The organism is Achromobacter sp. ACM02 (genome assembly GCF_014851605.1).
Classification (GTDB): domain Bacteria; phylum Pseudomonadota; class Gammaproteobacteria; order Burkholderiales; family Burkholderiaceae_B; genus Achromobacter; species Achromobacter aegrifaciens.
The window spans coordinates 233,960-249,834 of the sequence record NZ_JACUZY010000002.1 but is presented as its reverse complement, the minus strand read 5'-3'; the positions used below and the strand labels follow the sequence as shown (position 1 = coordinate 249,834).

The window sequence follows — 15,875 nt, the reverse complement described above, 5'->3', positions numbered from 1 at the left end:
AGCCGGCGGGCGCGCGGCTCAGGCGGCCTGCTTCTCAGCGCTGTGCGGGAAGAAGATGGCCCGGCTTGGATCGAAGCCGTAGCGGTGCTCGAACTCGGTCGCATCCGCGGCCAGCGCCAGCACCGAATCCAGGATGAAATCGGCCTTCTCGTCTGGCAGCAGCACGCTGAAGTTCAGCCGGATGAAGCCCGGCTTTTCCATCTCGCGGCCGTCCAGGATGGCCTGGCGCATCTGCTGCGATTCTTCAGCGTCGATATCCAGCAGGCGATGCACGTAGGGTCCCGCGCAGGCGCAACCGCCGCGCGCCTGGATGCCGAAGCGGTCGCTCAGCATGCGCGTCACCAGTTGCTGGTGCACGAAGCCGCCGCGTCCATTGCGCACCCGGAACGAGAAGATCGGCAGGCGCGCCGCCGTCAGCGAACCCAGCAGCTCCAGCTGCGCGACGCCTTGCCATCTGGCCAGCGCACGCTCCACGAAGTGTTGATTGCGCTGGCGCATGAAGTCGGCGCCCAGGGCTTCCTTCACCAGCAGCACCAGCGCGGCGCGGATATCGCCCACCACATTGGGCGTGCCCGCTTCCTCGCGCGCTTCCAGGCTGCCGCTGTAGTCGTGGCCCGCGGGCGAAACGAAGCGCACCGTGCCGCCGCCGGGCCAGGTGGGCTTGGTGTCCAGCACCGCGTCGCGGCGCACGATCAGCACCCCAGACGCGCCCGGGCCGCCGATGAATTTGTGCGGCGAAAAAACAATCGCGTCGATCGCCGCGTCGGCGGCGGGCGTCATCCGGATCGGCAGATAGGGCGCGCCGCCTGCGTAGTCCCACAGCATCTTGGCGCCCGCGGCCTTGACGCGCCGGGTCACTGCCGCCACGTCCGCCACGATGCCCGTCACGTTCGAAGCCGCCGACAGCGCGCAGACGACCAGCGCGCCCTTCCCGGCTTGCAGCGCCGCGTCCAGCTGGGCCAGCTCGGGGCCGCCTTCCGGGCTTTCCGCCAGCTCGACGACTTCAGCGCCGCATTCGCGCCACGGCAGGATGTTGGAATGGTGTTCGTAGGGGCCGATGATGATGCGCACCTTGCGGCCCGCGGCGATGGCCTCGCGCACGCCGAACAGATGCACCAGCCGGTTGATCCCCGCCGTCGCGCCAGACCCCGCAAAAATCACGGCATGCTCATCGCTCGCGCCGCAGCACCGCGCAATCGCCGCGCGCGCCTCGCGGCGCAGGCGGGTAATGAAACCGCCGCAGTATGACGCCTCGGTATGCGAGTTGGCGTAGTACGGCAGCACCTGCTCAAGAATGAAACGCTCGACCTGCATCAGCGCCCGGCCGGACGCAACGTAGTCGGCGTACACCAGCGGCTTGATGCCATAGGGCCCCTCGACCACCGCATCCTTGCCGATCAGCCCCTCGGCCAGCGCCGCGGCCACGTCGTCCGTCTTCAGGCTTTCCTGGAATTGCTGCAACGGAGTGATCTTGGCGGGGGTGGTTTTGGTAGGCGTATTCATGTCGGGGATGTTCCTGGGCACACCGAAATATCATACGATGGAAAGAAATTTGAAACCTCACCTAAATTTTGCCGAAAACCTCATAAATTGGGTCATTTGATCTTTTAAATGGAAAAAATAGATAAATTTGATCTGAATATCATCTCCTGCCTGCAAAAGGACGGCGCGCTGTCCCAGCGCGAGCTGGCCGATCGCGTCGGCCTGTCGCAAAACGCCTGCTGGCGCAGGCTCCAGCGCTTGAACGCCTGCGGCATCATTCGCGGCACCCGGGCCGAGGTCAATCTGGTTGAACTGGGGCTGGACCTGACGGTATTCGTGATGATCCGCACCAGCCACCACGCCAAGGCCTGGGCCGACGGCTTTCGCCAGCACGTCGAACGCCTGCCCGAAGTGACGGAGTTCTATCGCATCGGTGGAGACTGGGACTACCTGATCAAGGTGGTCTGCCGCGGCATGGCCGGATACGACCGCTTCTACCAGAAGCTGATCACGGATTTCGAACTGTCGACGGTGACGGGGTTCTTCAGCATGGAGGCCATCATCGAGAACCGGCCTCCGGATCTGGGGGGATTGGAGGGATAAGGCAGGCGGGGTACGACCCATGCGGACATGACAGAACCGTGACGCCGGGACGATCGGATTTGTAATTCCAATGACTGCGGATTGTCGGGCGACGGCCTGCACACTGGCCCTGCCAATCCGCCAGAAGACATGGTTTCCGTGGCTTCCGGTCGGTATGACGCATATCGATCTTCCCCGCTCACGGAGTCCCCATGAAAAAGCTATACGCCGCGGCGGCCGCCACGGCACTGTCTGGCGCCGCCTATGCGCAGCCCTCTTCCGTCACGCTCTATGGCCTTATCGACACCGGCATCGGCTACGCCAACGTCGATGGCGCCTACACTGATCCCGCCACCGGCAGCCGCACCCGCGTCGACAGCAGCCGCATCGGATCCACCACCGGCACCACAGCGGGTTCGCGCTGGGGCCTGCGCGGCAAGGAAGACTTGGGCGACGGCCTGTATGCGCTCTTCCAGCTGGAGTCCGGCTACGACAGCCGCAACGGCAACTCGCTGCAAAGCGACCGCCTGTTCGGCCGCGAAGCCACCGTGGGCCTGGGCAGCGCCGACTGGGGCGAAGTCCGCCTGGGCCGGCAATATAACGTCGCCGCGCGCTACTTCACCGGCATGTTCGGCTCGTCGTTCGGCGGCGGCTTCAATCAGTTGAACACCGGCGCGGGCCTGGGCTTCAGCTCGGCCTACTTCGTGCGCTACGACAACCTGGTCGTCTATGAAACCCCGTCGATGGGCGGCTTCAAGGGCGCCGTCGGCTATGCCTTCAACGCCGACGACCGCCGCCTGGCCCAGACAGGCTTCGCCACTGCCGACAACACCCGCGCCATCACGACCGGCCTGCGCTACGACAACGGCCCCGTGATGGGCTTTGCCACCTATGACCAGCTCAATGCCTCGAACAAGCTGAGCCCAAGTCAGACCGACGCCACACCGCGCTCCTACATTGTCGGCGGCTCCTACGACTTCGAGGTCGTCAAGCTGGCCCTGGCCTATAACCGCACGACCGACGGCTGGTTCGCCGGCAAAGGCTTCCCCAATGGCGGCAGCATCGGCGGCTTCACCGGCACGCCGTCCTACGCATTCGTCAAGGGCTTCCGCTCCAACGCCTACATGCTGGCGCTGGCCGCCCCGGTCGGCAAATCCGGCGGCGCGTTCGCATCGTGGCAGCGCGCCGACGCCAACAACAAGCAGCTCACGGGCGGCGATGCCACCAGCAACACCTACAGCCTGGGCTACAACTACAACCTGTCCAAGCGGACCGACCTGTACGCAGTGGCGTCCTACACCACCAACTGGGCGTTCCTGGACAACGTCAAGGCGACCGAAGTGAACATGGGCATCCGCCACCGGTTCTAGCGCACGCTTTCACAAGACGCTGTATGCAGGGAGTCCCTTGATCGCGCCCTCCTCCGCGAAGGGAAGGCCAGATGATCGCCGCGCGCCTTTCCGGCGCGCGTTTTTTTGACACCGCGCAGTTGCCGGCCGCGCATGAAGGCTTGTGCCGATCACAAAGGACCCGCCGCCAGCATATAGCTGCCGCCCCGTATCGTATGCAGCAGCTTGGGCCCCGGGCCTGCGTCCACTTTCTTGCGCAGCCTGCGCATGGCGACCGCAACCGCATGCGACTTGAAATTGCGCTTGTCGTGGATATGCAGCTTCATTTTCCAGACCTGCTCGGCCAGCTCCCATCCCAAGCACACGACCCCGGGCCGCTGCATCAGAAAGGCCAGCAAGCCGAATTCCTTGGGCGTGAGCGGCAGGAACTGCCGGTCGCGGTAGGCGCGGCAACGCAACAAGTCCAGCTCCAGGTCGGCAAGCTGCAACCTGGGGCTGGACTGGGGGGGATTGATCACGGAGGATTCGGCCACGCCGGGCGCTCCTGCCCCGCGGACGGCTATCGCCGCGACGCGTTCTGGCGTTGCACTTCAGCCTGGTACTCCGGCCCCGAACGCAGGCGGAAGTATTCGGTGAATGCCGCCTTGTACTCCCGGCTATAGATGTCCGGCGTCTCTTCGCCGCGCCAGAACCGGTCCACCCCCGCGCGCTTCCAGAGCGCCAGGTCGGCCAGCACTTCGGCGCGCGTCAACGAGGGGCCATAAGGATTGGCCAAACCAGCGGGCGGCGGCGCGGACTGCGCCAGCGCCGCGCCGGTAGCGGCGGCCGACAGTGCCAGGATGAATGCGGCTTTGCGGATGATCTGCATGCTTGTTTCCTATGTATCGTGGAGGGGACTGCACGATCAAATTCTAGGAAAGCGATGCGGACAGAAAGCGGATAGCGGGATTACGTTTTTGACATGGCGGGCCGCTTTGCGCTTTGCGATGCCCCTACCAAGCCACGCCCTGCTGCGCCAGTCCAAGGCGCCGCGGCCTCAAGAACACATAACAATGCTGAAACCCGTCCGCCACGACGTGGCGCGCGCCCGTCATTCCCACTATTCCGGGCTCGAATGTCTTGAAGACCTGAAATCCCTTCGCCTGCTCGACCTTGAATTTCAGCCGATCGGGCTTGTCGTTATAGCCAAGCACCAGCATCCCGTCGTCGGCCAGCACGTGATGGCATTCAAACATCAACTGATTGAATGCGTCTTCCGTATCCAGGCCGAAGCCGATCAGTCCGTTGGCGAACACCACGTCAAAGCCATGCGGCGGATAGTACGAAGACAGTTCAGTCGCCGAACCCACCACGTGCCTGTTGGGTGGGCCGTAGGCGGCGTTGCGCGGATTCAGGTCGATCGAATAGAAGTCCAGATCCAGCAGCCGGTCGTAATGCCAGTTGTGCTTGTCCAGGCCAATGAAAAGGCACCTGGCCGCCGGCGCCGCCGCGCCGCGGCGGAAATGTTCATTGACGTAGTCGAAGACCTCCTGCTCCATGAACATCCGGCTAGGCACACGCAGCCGGAAATCGACGCCTAGCGATTTGGCAAGAGCCGGAGAAGCCCTAAAAGCCGCGCGTTTCAGGGCATACGATATTTTTTTTATGAACTTCATGATCCCTAAAACCCCGAATAGCGCCTATATCCGAGTGGCCTTCCAGCAGGCCATCAGCGTCATTTTTTTGAATTCTAGGTTGAGGCTTTTTCTTCTATTCTGAGTTTTTCTGGACTCGTATTTACCTATTCTTGTAGCGGCAGCAGACCGCAGGTCCGGACCTGCAAGACAAGGCTCAAGGCGTCCATGATTCCTGGCGTCCGGCATTCACGTTGCGAACTGACTTGGCGTCGCGGGTCGTGAAATGGCCGTTCCGGGATCGATGAGAATGATGCTGTCAATCTCCTTTTTTTATCATCGCGGGCGGAGCTGCACGTCAACACCGGATTCACGGAACGTCCATCTCATAACTGAACACAAGCAGCGCCTGGCTCGGCACTGCGTTGCCATCCTGGATCGCGGGCATCATGCGCACCGCGCCCGAGGCTTCGACGGCAGCCTGATCCAAGGTGCGGTTCCCTGATGGGAACATCAGCGCGCTACGCAGCACCTTGCCCTGCGCATCCAGCATCACACGTACCCAGACTGTGCCCTTGGCCCCAGCCGACTTGGCCTGCGGTGGATAGGACAGCGCGGGAACGCCGGTAATGACCAGCGTCTTGGGCATGGCCGTCGGCCATGGCTCAGGCGACGCCTGATCCGCCTGCGCCACGGGACAACCCAACGGCGGCGAAAGCGGAGATCGAACCTGGCAGGGTTGAACTTCGGGTGCCGCGCGTTGCGCATGCACGGTCACCAGGCCATTCGCCAGTTGCTCCCGGGTCGGCCCTGGCTTCTCGTAGGTCGTGCCGTCGCGCGCGTCCCGGTACATCAAAACCAATCCCATGACGCAAATCGCCGCAAGCACCATCTTCAGCTTGTTGGCCGCCAACCACCGCAACGCGTTCCGGCCGCGGTCAAAGCGTGCGGAAGCCGCGCGCCATGCCTCGATGCGCGCCCATCCCAGGTCCAGCACCGACAGATCAGGCGCAATGCCCAACAACTGTGCGAAATCCCTTCCATGCCAGTACGCTTGTACAAGATTGGGTTCAGCCCACCTGTGCGCCAACCTCAGGACTGCATCCAGGCGCACACGCAAGGGCGGCGGCAGCTGGCTGTACTGCTCCATCTGGTCCAACAGCATGTCGACCCAATCGGATAGGTCCTGGTCATGCGGAAATGGCGCACTCAGGCCGTTCCAGCCGAACGCCCGGCGCGCGCCATTGAAGAGCGCCAGGCGGCCGTCCGGCTGCAGGCGCATCGCCCGGGCCAGGCTCCAGGCCAGAGCATCCCTGGCCTCCAGATGGTCTAGCCGGCGGTCAGCCAGGGCGCTAGCGAGCATCTGCGCAACCTCGTCATCGGGCGCCTGCATCAGGCGGCCGGTCCAGTGCTCGATATCTGCTTCCAGTTCCTCTCGGGATGGCGGAAACCATTCTGCTTGAACCGCTGGCCCTGGCTCCTGCGCATGCGCTGGCGGTGCTTGCCTCGGGACCGCTTCCATCCCGGACTCGGGCGCGAACTCGGGCGTGTCCCCCGGCGCTGCGTCAGGTCCCGCTTGCGGCGCGTCGGACAAAGGCAACGCACTGCAAGCGGCGGATTCCCCTTCCTCGATCTGTATCTCGGCCCAGGATCGCGCATGCTCGTATGCGCCGCGCAGGTTGGCAAAGCCTTCCGGGTCAGCGGCCTGGTCGATCCGCTTGAGCGCCGCCGCATAGGCGCGGCGGATGACCTTCTGGTCGCTGGTGGGCTCGATGCCCAATCTGGTAAAGCTCGCTGCTGCCACCGTACTAGTCCTGTTGTGTGGGATCAAAACCTGGAGCAAACACGGCGGCCCGTTCAAGGACGTCGACCACGCGACGTAGCCGCTCTGCGGCACGCACGGCAAGCCGCTCCTCCTGGGTTTCCAGCGCCTGTTCAAACAGCACTATTTCGTGGGCGAGCAGTTCACGGTCATTGCCGCGCGCCACCTGGTAGACACGCTCGGCCCGCGCCACCAAGGCGCGGTTGACCGCCAGCTCCCGGGGATGGATCTTCAACTCGGCCAATACACCCAGGCGGCGCTGGATATCGGCGTCGCTCATCTGCGTGCCGCCGCCCTGAATCACCAGACGTTGTGCCGCGCCGCCCTGCGCCAGCGCAGCCTCGACCTCCAACAATCCGTTCACGTCATAGGTAAAACGCACATTGATGGCGCTTTCCAACCGCGACAAGCGCGGCAACGGCATGTTCAGGGTGCCTAGCAGGATGTTGTCGCGGACAAGGCGGGACTCTCCCTGGTAGATGTGCAGCTCGACCTCGCCCTGGCCGTCTTCCATCGGCATGTATGTTTCCTGGCGGCTGACCGGCACGATGGTGTTGCGTTCGATGATGGGCGAAAACTGGCCCGGCAAACGCTGTCCAGACGAGGTGGTGCGCGTGGTGCTGATGCCCAGCGTGTAGGGACATACGTCGGTCATCACGACCTCTTCCAGCGCCTGGTCCTTCATCTTTAGCCCCGCCATCACCGCAGCGCCTGCCGCCACCACTTGATCGGGATCCATCTCGGCATTCGGAAAGCGGCCGAACATGCGCGTGACCAGCTGGCGCACCAGCGGCATGCGCGTGGCGCCGCCCGCCAGCACCACGGTGGCGATGTCATGGCTCTTGATGTTGGCATCGCGCAATGAGCGCTCAACCGGCATGCGCAAACGCGTCAGCAGCGGCGTGCACAACTGCCCAAGCAGTTCCTGGCTCAATTCGAACGCATATTCTTCGCCGCGCCAGTCCAGCGCAATGCGGGCTGCAGCTTGCGTCGACAACTGGCGCTTGGCGCTTTCAGCCTGCGCCAGCAGCCGTTGCATGAAGCGCCGGTCCTCGCGCGCAGCCGCCGCCCGCGCATGGGTATCGAAGAATTTCTGAACGATCTCATTGACGAAATCCTCGCCGCCAAGGAAGTTGTCGCCGGCGGTGGCGCGCACCTCCATCACGCCTTCAAACAGTTCCAGCACCGACACATCGAACGTGCCGCCACCAAGGTCAAAAACCAGGAACTGAGTCTCGTCCTCGCTCTGGTGCAGACCATAGGCCAGGGCGGCCGCGGTGGGTTCGTTGACCAGACGTTCGACGGTCAGGCCCGCCAACATCCCCGCGTTGCGCGTTGCCTTGCGCTGCGAGTCGGAAAAGTAGGCCGGTACGCTGATCACGGCCTCGGTAACCGGGTGGCCCAGCACGGCTTCGGCGTCTGCCTTCAGCGCGCGCAGCACCAGCGACGATAGTTCTTCGGCGCGGAACTCCTTGTCGCCCAACTGGAACAGCTTGTCGCTGCCCATGTGCCGCTTGAACAACGCGGCGGTGCGCTCGGGATGCGTTTGAAGGCGCTCTTGGGCGGCCTGCCCCACCAGCACACGGCCATCTTCATCCAGGCTTACGCAGGAGGGTGTCAGAAAGCTCCCCAACGGATTGGGCACCAGGCGCGCCCGGCCGTCCTGCCACAGGGCCGCCAAGCTATTTGTCGTACCCAGGTCGATACCGATGATCATGAGAAAAGCCTGTTCCGGTTCCATAAATACGGGCGCTCCGCACAAGCGCGGAACGCCCCAAAGGACCTACGATTAACGGCCAGAAATGGGAAAAATGTAGCGGCCGCGACCCGGTCAGGCCGCAGCAACCAGATCCATCTGGCCCGCCGCATGACCCAAGCGCCGTGGACGAAGGAACACATAACAATGCCGGAACCCGTCCGCCACGATGTGACGCGCGCCAGTCATTCCTGTTATGCCGGGTTCAAAAGTCTTGAAGGCCTCAAAGCCTGCAGCCTGTTCAACCTTGAAGCTCAGACGGTCGGGCTTGTCGTTATAGCCCAGCACCAGCATCCCGTCGCTGGCCAGGACGCGATGGCATTCGAACATCAGCTGATTGAACGCTTCCTCGGTATCCAAACCGAAACCGATAAGCCCATTTGCAAAAATCACATCGAAGCTGTTCGGCGGATAGTACGAAGACAATTCGGTCGCCGAACCTACCACGTGCCTGCCGGGCGGGCCGTAGGCCGCATTGCGCGGATTCAGGTCTATCGAATAGAAGTCTAGGTCCAGCAGACGGTCGTAGTGCCAGTTGTGCTTATCCAAGCCGATGAACAAGCACCTCGCAGCCGGAGCGGTCGCCGCGCGGCGGAACTGCTGATTGACGTACTTGAAGACTTCTTGCTCCATGAACATCCGGCTAGGCACCCGCAAGCGGAAATCCAGGCCTAGTGTTCTGGCAAGGGCCGGAGACGCGCGAAAAACGGCGCGCTTCAGCCCGTAAGGTATTATTTTTACGAACTTCATGATCCTCCAGAACTTCAAAAACAAACCCGTATGGCACCAAGTACCAAAGCAGCCCTCCGCAGGGTGCCAGCCTCACCTTTTTTGTGAGGTCTATTATTTATTCGAATTCTTCCTTGACTTTGGGGATAGCTGACGAATCGTAGCTATCTCAAGCTGGAATATTATTTATTCGAAGATTTGTCATTCCGATACCACTTCGGCAGTCGCAGGCCACGCCCCATTCGTCCAAAACCTTGGACATGAACAGGTTGCGTGGAGGGGAATCCTGGCTGGACCGTCCGATGGACGGTTATTTATTGATTCAATCTATCCAGCGTTCCCCCTATGCATCGCCCCGCAGCGCTGCATTGAGACAGGATTTCTACGCCCTACCGTTCCAGATGGAAGCCAAAAACCATGCCTCCTCTACTTATTCCTAACGGCAAGGCACGGCTATTCTTAATGCCGGTCTGATTTTTTATTTTTGGCCGAATGGCGCCAAAAAAAATAAACATAGTTTTATTAATTCTCAAGCATACCCAACGCCACGCCCACTAACCGGCGTTGACAAGGCCGTCCGCCACCCCGCCTATTTAATTTAAAAAGGTGTCAGACTGAGCTGACCTGGATTTCTCGGACAGTTTGGTTAAGGCACGGAGGCCTCGACCTGGGCAGGGGTTCGATAACCTAGCCCCTGGTGGATTCGCTGGCGGTTATAGAAAACCTCAATGTAGTTAAAGATCGCCAGCCGCGCATGCTCCCTGCTGTGGAAGACCTTGTGATGCGTTAATTCTTTCTTTAAGTTGCTGAAGAAGCTCTCTGCGACGGCATTATCGTAGGGATCCCCCTTGGCGCTCATGCTGATGATGATGCCGTGGTCCTTAAGCATGCCTCGGTACTCTGCCGAACTGTACTGCGCACCGCGATCGTTGTGGTGCAACAGTCCAGGATCGGGACGGCGCCGGGCTAGGGCCATTTGAAGTGCATGAACCAACAACCTGCGGTCGGCCTTCTCCGCCATGCTCCAGCCGATCACCGACCGAGAGTAGAGATCCAGCAGTACGGCCAGATATAGCCAGCCTGTCCGTGTTGGTACAACCGTTATGTCGCCCACCCAGACTTTATTGGGACATTGCACGGTGAACTGACGTTGCAGGCGGTTCGGGGCTGGCCCCAGCAGCGAATGCTTCTCCAGCCGACGAAACCGCTGCTTGCGCAGCGCCTCGATGCCGGCCTGGCGTCGCAGTCTTGCGACGCGATGCTTGCCGCACGCCACGCCGTTGGCGTTAAGCGCGCGCCAGGTCTTTTCCGCGCCATACACTTGCCGGCAGGTCTGATGGGTCTGCTCGATGGCCGCGAGCAGCTTGACGTCCTCTTGCTGCCTTGCCGAGGGTTCACGACGTTGCCAGTCGTAATATCCGCTGCGGCTGACGTGCAAGGCCCGGCATAACCGAGCGACCCGGAACTGCTGCTGATGAGCCTGCACAAAGGCGTACCTCACGGCAGTTCCCGCTTCGGTGACCTCGGCCAACTGACGCTTGAGGCGCTGAATCTCGGTCTGCTCGTCGGTGCGAGCCTTGCCTTTACCGGGAAATGAGACGTCTGGGCCGTGTGTAGCCAGCTCTTTCTTCCATCGGTAAATAATCGACCGCTTCAGGCCCAGCATCAGCGATAGTTGCGTGCCGCTGACCTTGCCTTCCTCCAGTTGTCTGACCGCCTCGATCTTGAACTCTCGACTGTGATACGGGCGTTTGGCTTCAAGCGGCTTGCCTTCGGGTTTGGATTTATCCATGGGACACCTCCTTCAAGTATTGTCTACTTCTTCGGGTGTCCGGAAAACCCGGGTTAGCTCAGACTACATTTTCAGATTTGGAAAATGTAGTCTGACACCTTTTCTCACGCCTAATATCTCGACGGACAAGACGGTATATTTTTCCCATCCTGACACCATACTCCCTGGCAATTCCAGCCTGACGCCTTAATCTCATATCTTATATTTTTTCTCAAGCTCTTTGCGAACATGTTCAGCCAATCCCAACATATCTTTATACGCTTTCAACGCAAAGTCAGGATAATGCTCCGACATAAAATCTTGTGAATTCCCTACATCCCCTCCCGCCATTGCAACCGCTTCGTCAACAAAAGCAGGACGAATCACCCAATTGACATCCGGAAACATCAATCTTTGGTGCGGAAACATCTTCCAAACCATATCTCCCTCGTAGCCTTCTACTGCCTTTCGCAGTTCTTCGACAAATTCTCGATTTTCAACCCTAAATCTAATTGTGGTAAACGGAGGGGCTTTGGAATTATCTCTCTGATAGACCCCTCCCCCTTTCAATCTAACCATTACCATTCTCGTCTGGAACTTTCTCCATTCCAAATCGGAAAATTCTTCTATTACTTTATATAGTTCATCACCATCAGCCAGACTCTTATTCATGCCGCCCCCTACTTAATCTTTGAAATTGAAATTCCGTCAGGATTGGTCCCTTTCATCAATTGAAGCCAATCACCTTGCGGCACCGGTCGTGACGACACTCGTGGATCGTATACGTACTGCCCATCGGAGTAAACTTGATGGTAAGTTTGCCTTTTTTCTAATACTCCATTTTCCAGAACGTTCAGGTTATTTCGCAGAGCGGGTTTAACATTCAATATTGCCCCTTTTGTCCCGCCGCCTTATACAAGTAGGCCGCAATGTCCGAGCAATCTGCGCACGTAACATCCTTCACCATCTTCTGCACCCGCGGATCACTCATCGCTTCCACAACATCATGGTTAGGTGGAAAATCAGGATTTGGCTCACGAAATGGTCGACCGATCCCCGGTAGCGCTCGTTCTTCATACTCTGAGCCACCAAGATCGCCTTTATCAAATATTAACCATGGCCCCGGCTCATCCGGCAACGGCGTAGTGGTCGTGACCCCCACCCACGGCCCCTTATTCTCCTGTCCTGGCACCCCACCACTCTCAGGCACATCCCCCGACTTACCAGGCAACTGCGTATCCGGCACCGTTCCCACACCACCACCCGGCGGCACTCCCACCGGTGGCACCGGGTCTCCGGGTTTCCCTGGAATGTTCTGTGGCTCGCCACCGGTGGCGATGTACTGAACAACCGCCAACAACAGCGCTTGGTCCTCCGATAAGCCAGGCGTCTTGCCCATCAAGTCTGCGGTCATCGCTGTGATCACTGCGAATGCAACTGGCCCGATCACCTTCTCTTCGCATGCTGGTGACCGGAAGCAAGCCCCTAGCGCCGCCATACCACCGCGCTTGAGCAGGGTCGCTACCGCGTTGTTCTCCGTTTCCAGTCTGCCGCTGTTGACCACCGCACTCGCATCTGCTCCCAGCCCGACTGCGACGCCTGCCAACAGCGAGGACACCAGATGGCTACGAGCCTCCTTGTCCTCCGGTGACAACGCCGAACCAGACTTGCCGCTGGCTGCATCCAACAAGGCGTTCACCACGGAGGCAGCTCCCGCGCCTAGCGCGGAAGCCCCGCAACCCTCACCGCGCGCCGAGCCTCCAGCACATCCCACCAACGTGTGCAGCGCGGCGCGTGCAGCTTGTGCTTCCGCACTGTCGCCCAACGCATCCGAGTAAAGCTTGACCTGTTGTGTAAAAAAGGTGTCAGACTACATTTTCAGATTTGGAAAATGTAATCTGACACCTTTTTTTCCGACACTGCAATGAGAAAGCGTGCTCATCTCTGCTTCGGCGTGCTCAAAACGCGTTCATCCTATCGCCCGGATTACGCCTAATCTCTTGACGGACAAGACGGTCTCTTTTTCTCACTGCTTATTTTCTTAGTCCTGCCAAGTGCTTGAAAGGTCCTTCTTCCAAACTTAATCCCATGTCAGAAGCCAATTTAATAGCCTCCACATACTCCTCATCCGTTATCAAGATATCGTACTCACAAAGATGATCACATAGAATTTCGAAGGCCAAGCCCTCTTCATTGTATGAGATATAGTCCAACGTGTCCTGAAGCAGGAAGGAACTAATTCTTCCTTTGAATCTATTTCCAAATTTTATAATGCGATCCGAGTACATAGAAATCAATTTATATGTTTATAGGGTGGAATTGGTGCATTATCAGGGAAAGCGGTAATTACCTCCCCTGTTGCTGGCTGATACACGACGCGCATACGTACTCCATCACGAACCTCATATGCCACCCATTTTGCGGGATCTCCCTTCGCGGTGTAGATCCCGCCGGTTCCAGTTTGGGCGTACCATTTAAAAAATGTCAAAAAAAGGTGTCAGACTACATTTTCAGATTTGGAAAATGTAGTCTGACACCTTTTTTATTCTTCCGGCAAGAAAATTTCAAACAGACGGCAAATCAGCGAAAAATTCCGAAATGGTTCCCACGCGGGAGGGGATCGCCCACCAACAATTGAAACAACATGCCACCAGACCTTAATATAAAAAATTAAATTAATTAACACCCACTTTCTAAGTATGCATCATGCCAGCCTGAGATCGGCATAGATTCATAAATCCTGCAAATCCAAAAGAAAACAAAGAGGAATAAAAAACATTCCAAGTCGGCTCACTATATAAAAACCACAACATAAGAGCAAAAGCTGTGATTGCGGTCGATTTTAGCCAGTACAGGAATTTTTCCCGTTTTCCATGACGTTCCACTCGACCAAACAAACACCACGTTATAAACATGAATACTAAACAAACGACCAACACTCCAATACCCGTACTCATAATTCGCTCAAATAAGGTGTCAGACTACATTTTCAGGTTTGAAAAATGTAGTCTGACACCTTATTTCTCAGAGTGAGAGCAACGCTGTACATGGCCGCGATTGTGACCACGCGCTATAACCCGCATGTTCAAGCCCTCTACGCCCGACTGCTAGACGCCGGTAAAAGCAAGATGTCCGCGCTCGGCGCTGCAATGAGAAAGCTTGCTCATCTCTGCTTCGGTGTGCTCAAAACGCGTTCATCCTATCGCCCGGATTACGCCTAATCTCTTGACGGGCAAGACGCTATCTTATTTACTATATAAATCCTAAGATGCTTAGATCGTGCCTAAACTCATCATTCTCGTCCTGAGGCACCAATTGAAGCAAATTATCTAGAGCATGCTCCGAAAGCAAACGACAGATTTGCGCTCTATGATATTCGGCTTGTGCCGGATACCAGCAAGCCAAAACCAAACAAACAACCTCAAGCATCAAGTACTCCAGGGGAGAATCAAAGCTACCCTCTCCCCCCGCATATCCATCGTAAACGTCAGACGCTATCTGCTCTAGTGTCCATCCTCTTTGTCCCTTGCCCGTGGGGAACGGCCCATGATCCCGGCAGCCGTCCCAGTAGTTCTCCAAAATCCAGCTCTTAATTTGAAAATAGGAAACACGATCTTGTTCCACATTAATTTCCTTTCGGAGGTCGCATGACCACACCATTGTTATCCAAAATATTAACCTGAATATTCGGATACTTAGCTTTGAACTGCTCAGCCACCCCCAAACAACTACTGCACGCAGCCCGCTCCGTAAATATCGTAACAGTATAAAAAGGCGTCAGACTACATTTTCGGCTGAGATAAAAACTCCAACTATCGAAAATGTAGTCTGACACCTTTTTTCACAGCTAAAAAAAATCCGACGCTCTACTAATTTACAGATTATTTCCCGAATGCATCGCGAGGTTCCGCAAAACGCAGTAGACCTGTCTTGTGACATTGGTAGGGATACTTTTCGGTGCACCGCTGTACCATGGAGCGCGCCAGTTTACTCGCGACATCCGCCGCGATCCGCTGTCCTTCGGCATTCGGCCCACGATTTGAAAAATCACGCAGAGAGATCCCATACGTATCCTCGGCCATGCCACGGTACTCGCCCGACTCTGCGTCATACATACGGATACCCACTGACACACTGGCAGGATACTGTTGTGAACCCTCGAATGCGCCCGGCTCGCTCACCGCAACCACATATTTGACACCAGCCGCCAACGCGTCCTCGTTCATCGTTTTCGGTCTGGCCGTCTTGAGATCGAACTTGCGCAACTTGAATACAGCCTTAACTCCCGCTGCGTCCATGGCACCTGGCAGTTCGGCATTCAATGCGTTGCATACTGATTCGGCAGCGTAGGTCGCAGGATAGGCTGTCCTGGCACCTATGAAACCGACGCTATCGATCTTCTTTTTGAAATCGCAATCGGTGGTGTAGATCAGCACCGGACTGATCATTTCGCGAGGTTCCGGGTTCGTTGCCAAGGCTGCCGGCGGCGAGCCCATGATGAAGGAGCAGCCTGCGGAAGCGAATAGCGAGGAGAGTGTCAATATAAATCTACAGAAAAGCATAGTCTTCTAATTCTCTGATTTCTAAGAAATCCACCTAAAAGAGCTTCCGACTGCCATTGGAGCAATGCGGGACAAAGTGCTCACTCAACCGGAAGTCCCGCATCGAGAGTCCATCTTCGCCCCATATATCTTTTAAAATATTCTCCAGATAAAAATCTCAACTATCGAAAACGTAGTCTGACACCTTTTTCACATTTTCAGCTGTGGAA

Annotated in this window: 16 protein-coding genes and 2 pseudogenes; 3 read left to right on the top strand and 15 right to left on the bottom strand. The window is 57.9% G+C overall.

The window, feature by feature from the left end:
• Positions 1–18: 18 nt before the first annotated feature.
• Entirely contained in the window at positions 19–1,503 is a 1,485-nt protein-coding gene (locus IB258_RS05935) for an aminotransferase class V-fold PLP-dependent enzyme (protein ID WP_175164273.1), read from the bottom strand.
• A gap of 108 nt (positions 1,504–1,611) precedes the next feature.
• Here IB258_RS05935 and IB258_RS05930 point away from each other — a divergent pair, with 108 nt between their 5' ends.
• Both IB258_RS05930 and IB258_RS05925 read left to right on the top strand, forming a co-directional pair.
• Positions 1,612–2,085, top strand: a complete 474-nt coding sequence (locus tag IB258_RS05930; RefSeq protein WP_054452588.1) for an Lrp/AsnC family transcriptional regulator — start codon at positions 1,612–1,614, stop codon at positions 2,083–2,085.
• A 191-nt stretch (positions 2,086–2,276) separates the two neighbouring features.
• The gene (locus tag IB258_RS05925) at positions 2,277–3,434 is read left to right on the top strand and encodes a porin (RefSeq protein ID WP_192352297.1); all 1,158 of its coding nucleotides are present in this window, start codon (positions 2,277–2,279) and stop codon (positions 3,432–3,434) included.
• A 149-nt stretch (positions 3,435–3,583) separates the two neighbouring features.
• Here the strand turns inward: IB258_RS05925 and IB258_RS05920 are convergent, their stop codons facing one another.
• The 11 genes and pseudogenes from IB258_RS05920 to IB258_RS05870 all read right to left on the bottom strand — a co-directional run.
• The gene (locus tag IB258_RS05920; RefSeq protein ID WP_192352296.1) at positions 3,584–3,946 is read right to left on the bottom strand and encodes a winged helix-turn-helix domain-containing protein; all 363 of its coding nucleotides are present in this window, start codon (positions 3,944–3,946) and stop codon (positions 3,584–3,586) included.
• 26 nt (positions 3,947–3,972) lie between these two features.
• Positions 3,973–4,281 carry a DUF4148 domain-containing protein gene (locus IB258_RS05915; protein ID WP_192352295.1) on the bottom strand — a complete coding sequence of 103 codons (309 nt, stop codon included), beginning with the start codon at positions 4,279–4,281 and terminating at the stop codon, positions 3,973–3,975.
• Positions 4,282–4,405: 124 nt separating this feature from the next.
• The gene (locus tag IB258_RS05910) at positions 4,406–5,068 is read right to left on the bottom strand and encodes a class I SAM-dependent methyltransferase (protein ID WP_119449261.1); all 663 of its coding nucleotides are present in this window, start codon (positions 5,066–5,068) and stop codon (positions 4,406–4,408) included.
• A gap of 328 nt (positions 5,069–5,396) precedes the next feature.
• Positions 5,397–6,830 carry an energy transducer TonB gene (locus tag IB258_RS30585; RefSeq protein WP_192328644.1) on the bottom strand — a complete coding sequence of 478 codons (1,434 nt, stop codon included), beginning with the start codon at positions 6,828–6,830 and terminating at the stop codon, positions 5,397–5,399.
• A gap of 4 nt (positions 6,831–6,834) precedes the next feature.
• Positions 6,835–8,565: a molecular chaperone HscC gene (locus tag IB258_RS05900; protein ID WP_119449360.1), complete on the bottom strand. Its 1,731-nt coding sequence runs from the start codon at positions 8,563–8,565 to the stop codon at positions 6,835–6,837.
• A 114-nt stretch (positions 8,566–8,679) separates the two neighbouring features.
• Entirely contained in the window at positions 8,680–9,354 is a 675-nt protein-coding gene (locus tag IB258_RS05895; protein ID WP_192352294.1) for a class I SAM-dependent methyltransferase, read from the bottom strand.
• A gap of 625 nt (positions 9,355–9,979) precedes the next feature.
• Positions 9,980–11,125, bottom strand: a complete 1,146-nt coding sequence (locus tag IB258_RS05890) for an IS3 family transposase (RefSeq protein ID WP_192352293.1) — start codon at positions 11,123–11,125, stop codon at positions 9,980–9,982.
• A 192-nt stretch (positions 11,126–11,317) separates the two neighbouring features.
• Positions 11,318–11,776 carry a hypothetical protein gene (locus IB258_RS05885; RefSeq protein ID WP_147400215.1) on the bottom strand — a complete coding sequence of 153 codons (459 nt, stop codon included), beginning with the start codon at positions 11,774–11,776 and terminating at the stop codon, positions 11,318–11,320.
• Between the two features lie 211 nt (positions 11,777–11,987).
• Complete coding sequence (locus tag IB258_RS05880) at positions 11,988–12,794, bottom strand: hypothetical protein (RefSeq protein ID WP_192352292.1); 807 nt, start codon at positions 12,792–12,794, stop codon at positions 11,988–11,990.
• 343 nt (positions 12,795–13,137) lie between these two features.
• Entirely contained in the window at positions 13,138–13,392 is a 255-nt protein-coding gene (locus IB258_RS30580) for a MafI family immunity protein (protein WP_119449258.1), read from the bottom strand.
• Positions 13,393–13,397: 5 nt separating this feature from the next.
• Positions 13,398–13,580 (bottom strand): annotated as a pseudogene (locus IB258_RS05870) (hypothetical protein); the annotation flags it as partial.
• Positions 13,581–14,130: 550 nt separating this feature from the next.
• Between IB258_RS05870 and IB258_RS05865 the strand changes: the two are divergent.
• Positions 14,131–14,325 (top strand): annotated as a pseudogene (locus tag IB258_RS05865) (IS110 family transposase); the annotation flags it as partial.
• A gap of 31 nt (positions 14,326–14,356) precedes the next feature.
• Here IB258_RS05865 and IB258_RS05860 read toward each other — a convergent pair.
• The 3 genes from IB258_RS05860 to IB258_RS05850 are packed head-to-tail and all read right to left on the bottom strand — an operon-like array spanning position 14,357 to position 15,552.
• Positions 14,357–14,728: a hypothetical protein gene (locus IB258_RS05860; protein ID WP_156337349.1), complete on the bottom strand. Its 372-nt coding sequence runs from the start codon at positions 14,726–14,728 to the stop codon at positions 14,357–14,359.
• Position 14,729: 1 nt separating this feature from the next.
• Positions 14,730–14,939 carry a deaminase domain-containing protein gene (locus IB258_RS30575; protein WP_119449257.1) on the bottom strand — a complete coding sequence of 70 codons (210 nt, stop codon included), beginning with the start codon at positions 14,937–14,939 and terminating at the stop codon, positions 14,730–14,732.
• Positions 14,940–14,985: 46 nt separating this feature from the next.
• On the bottom strand, positions 14,986–15,552 hold the full coding sequence (locus IB258_RS05850) for a hypothetical protein (protein ID WP_192352291.1): 567 nt from the start codon (positions 15,550–15,552) through the stop codon (positions 14,986–14,988).
• Between the last annotated feature and the right edge of the window lie 323 nt (positions 15,553–15,875).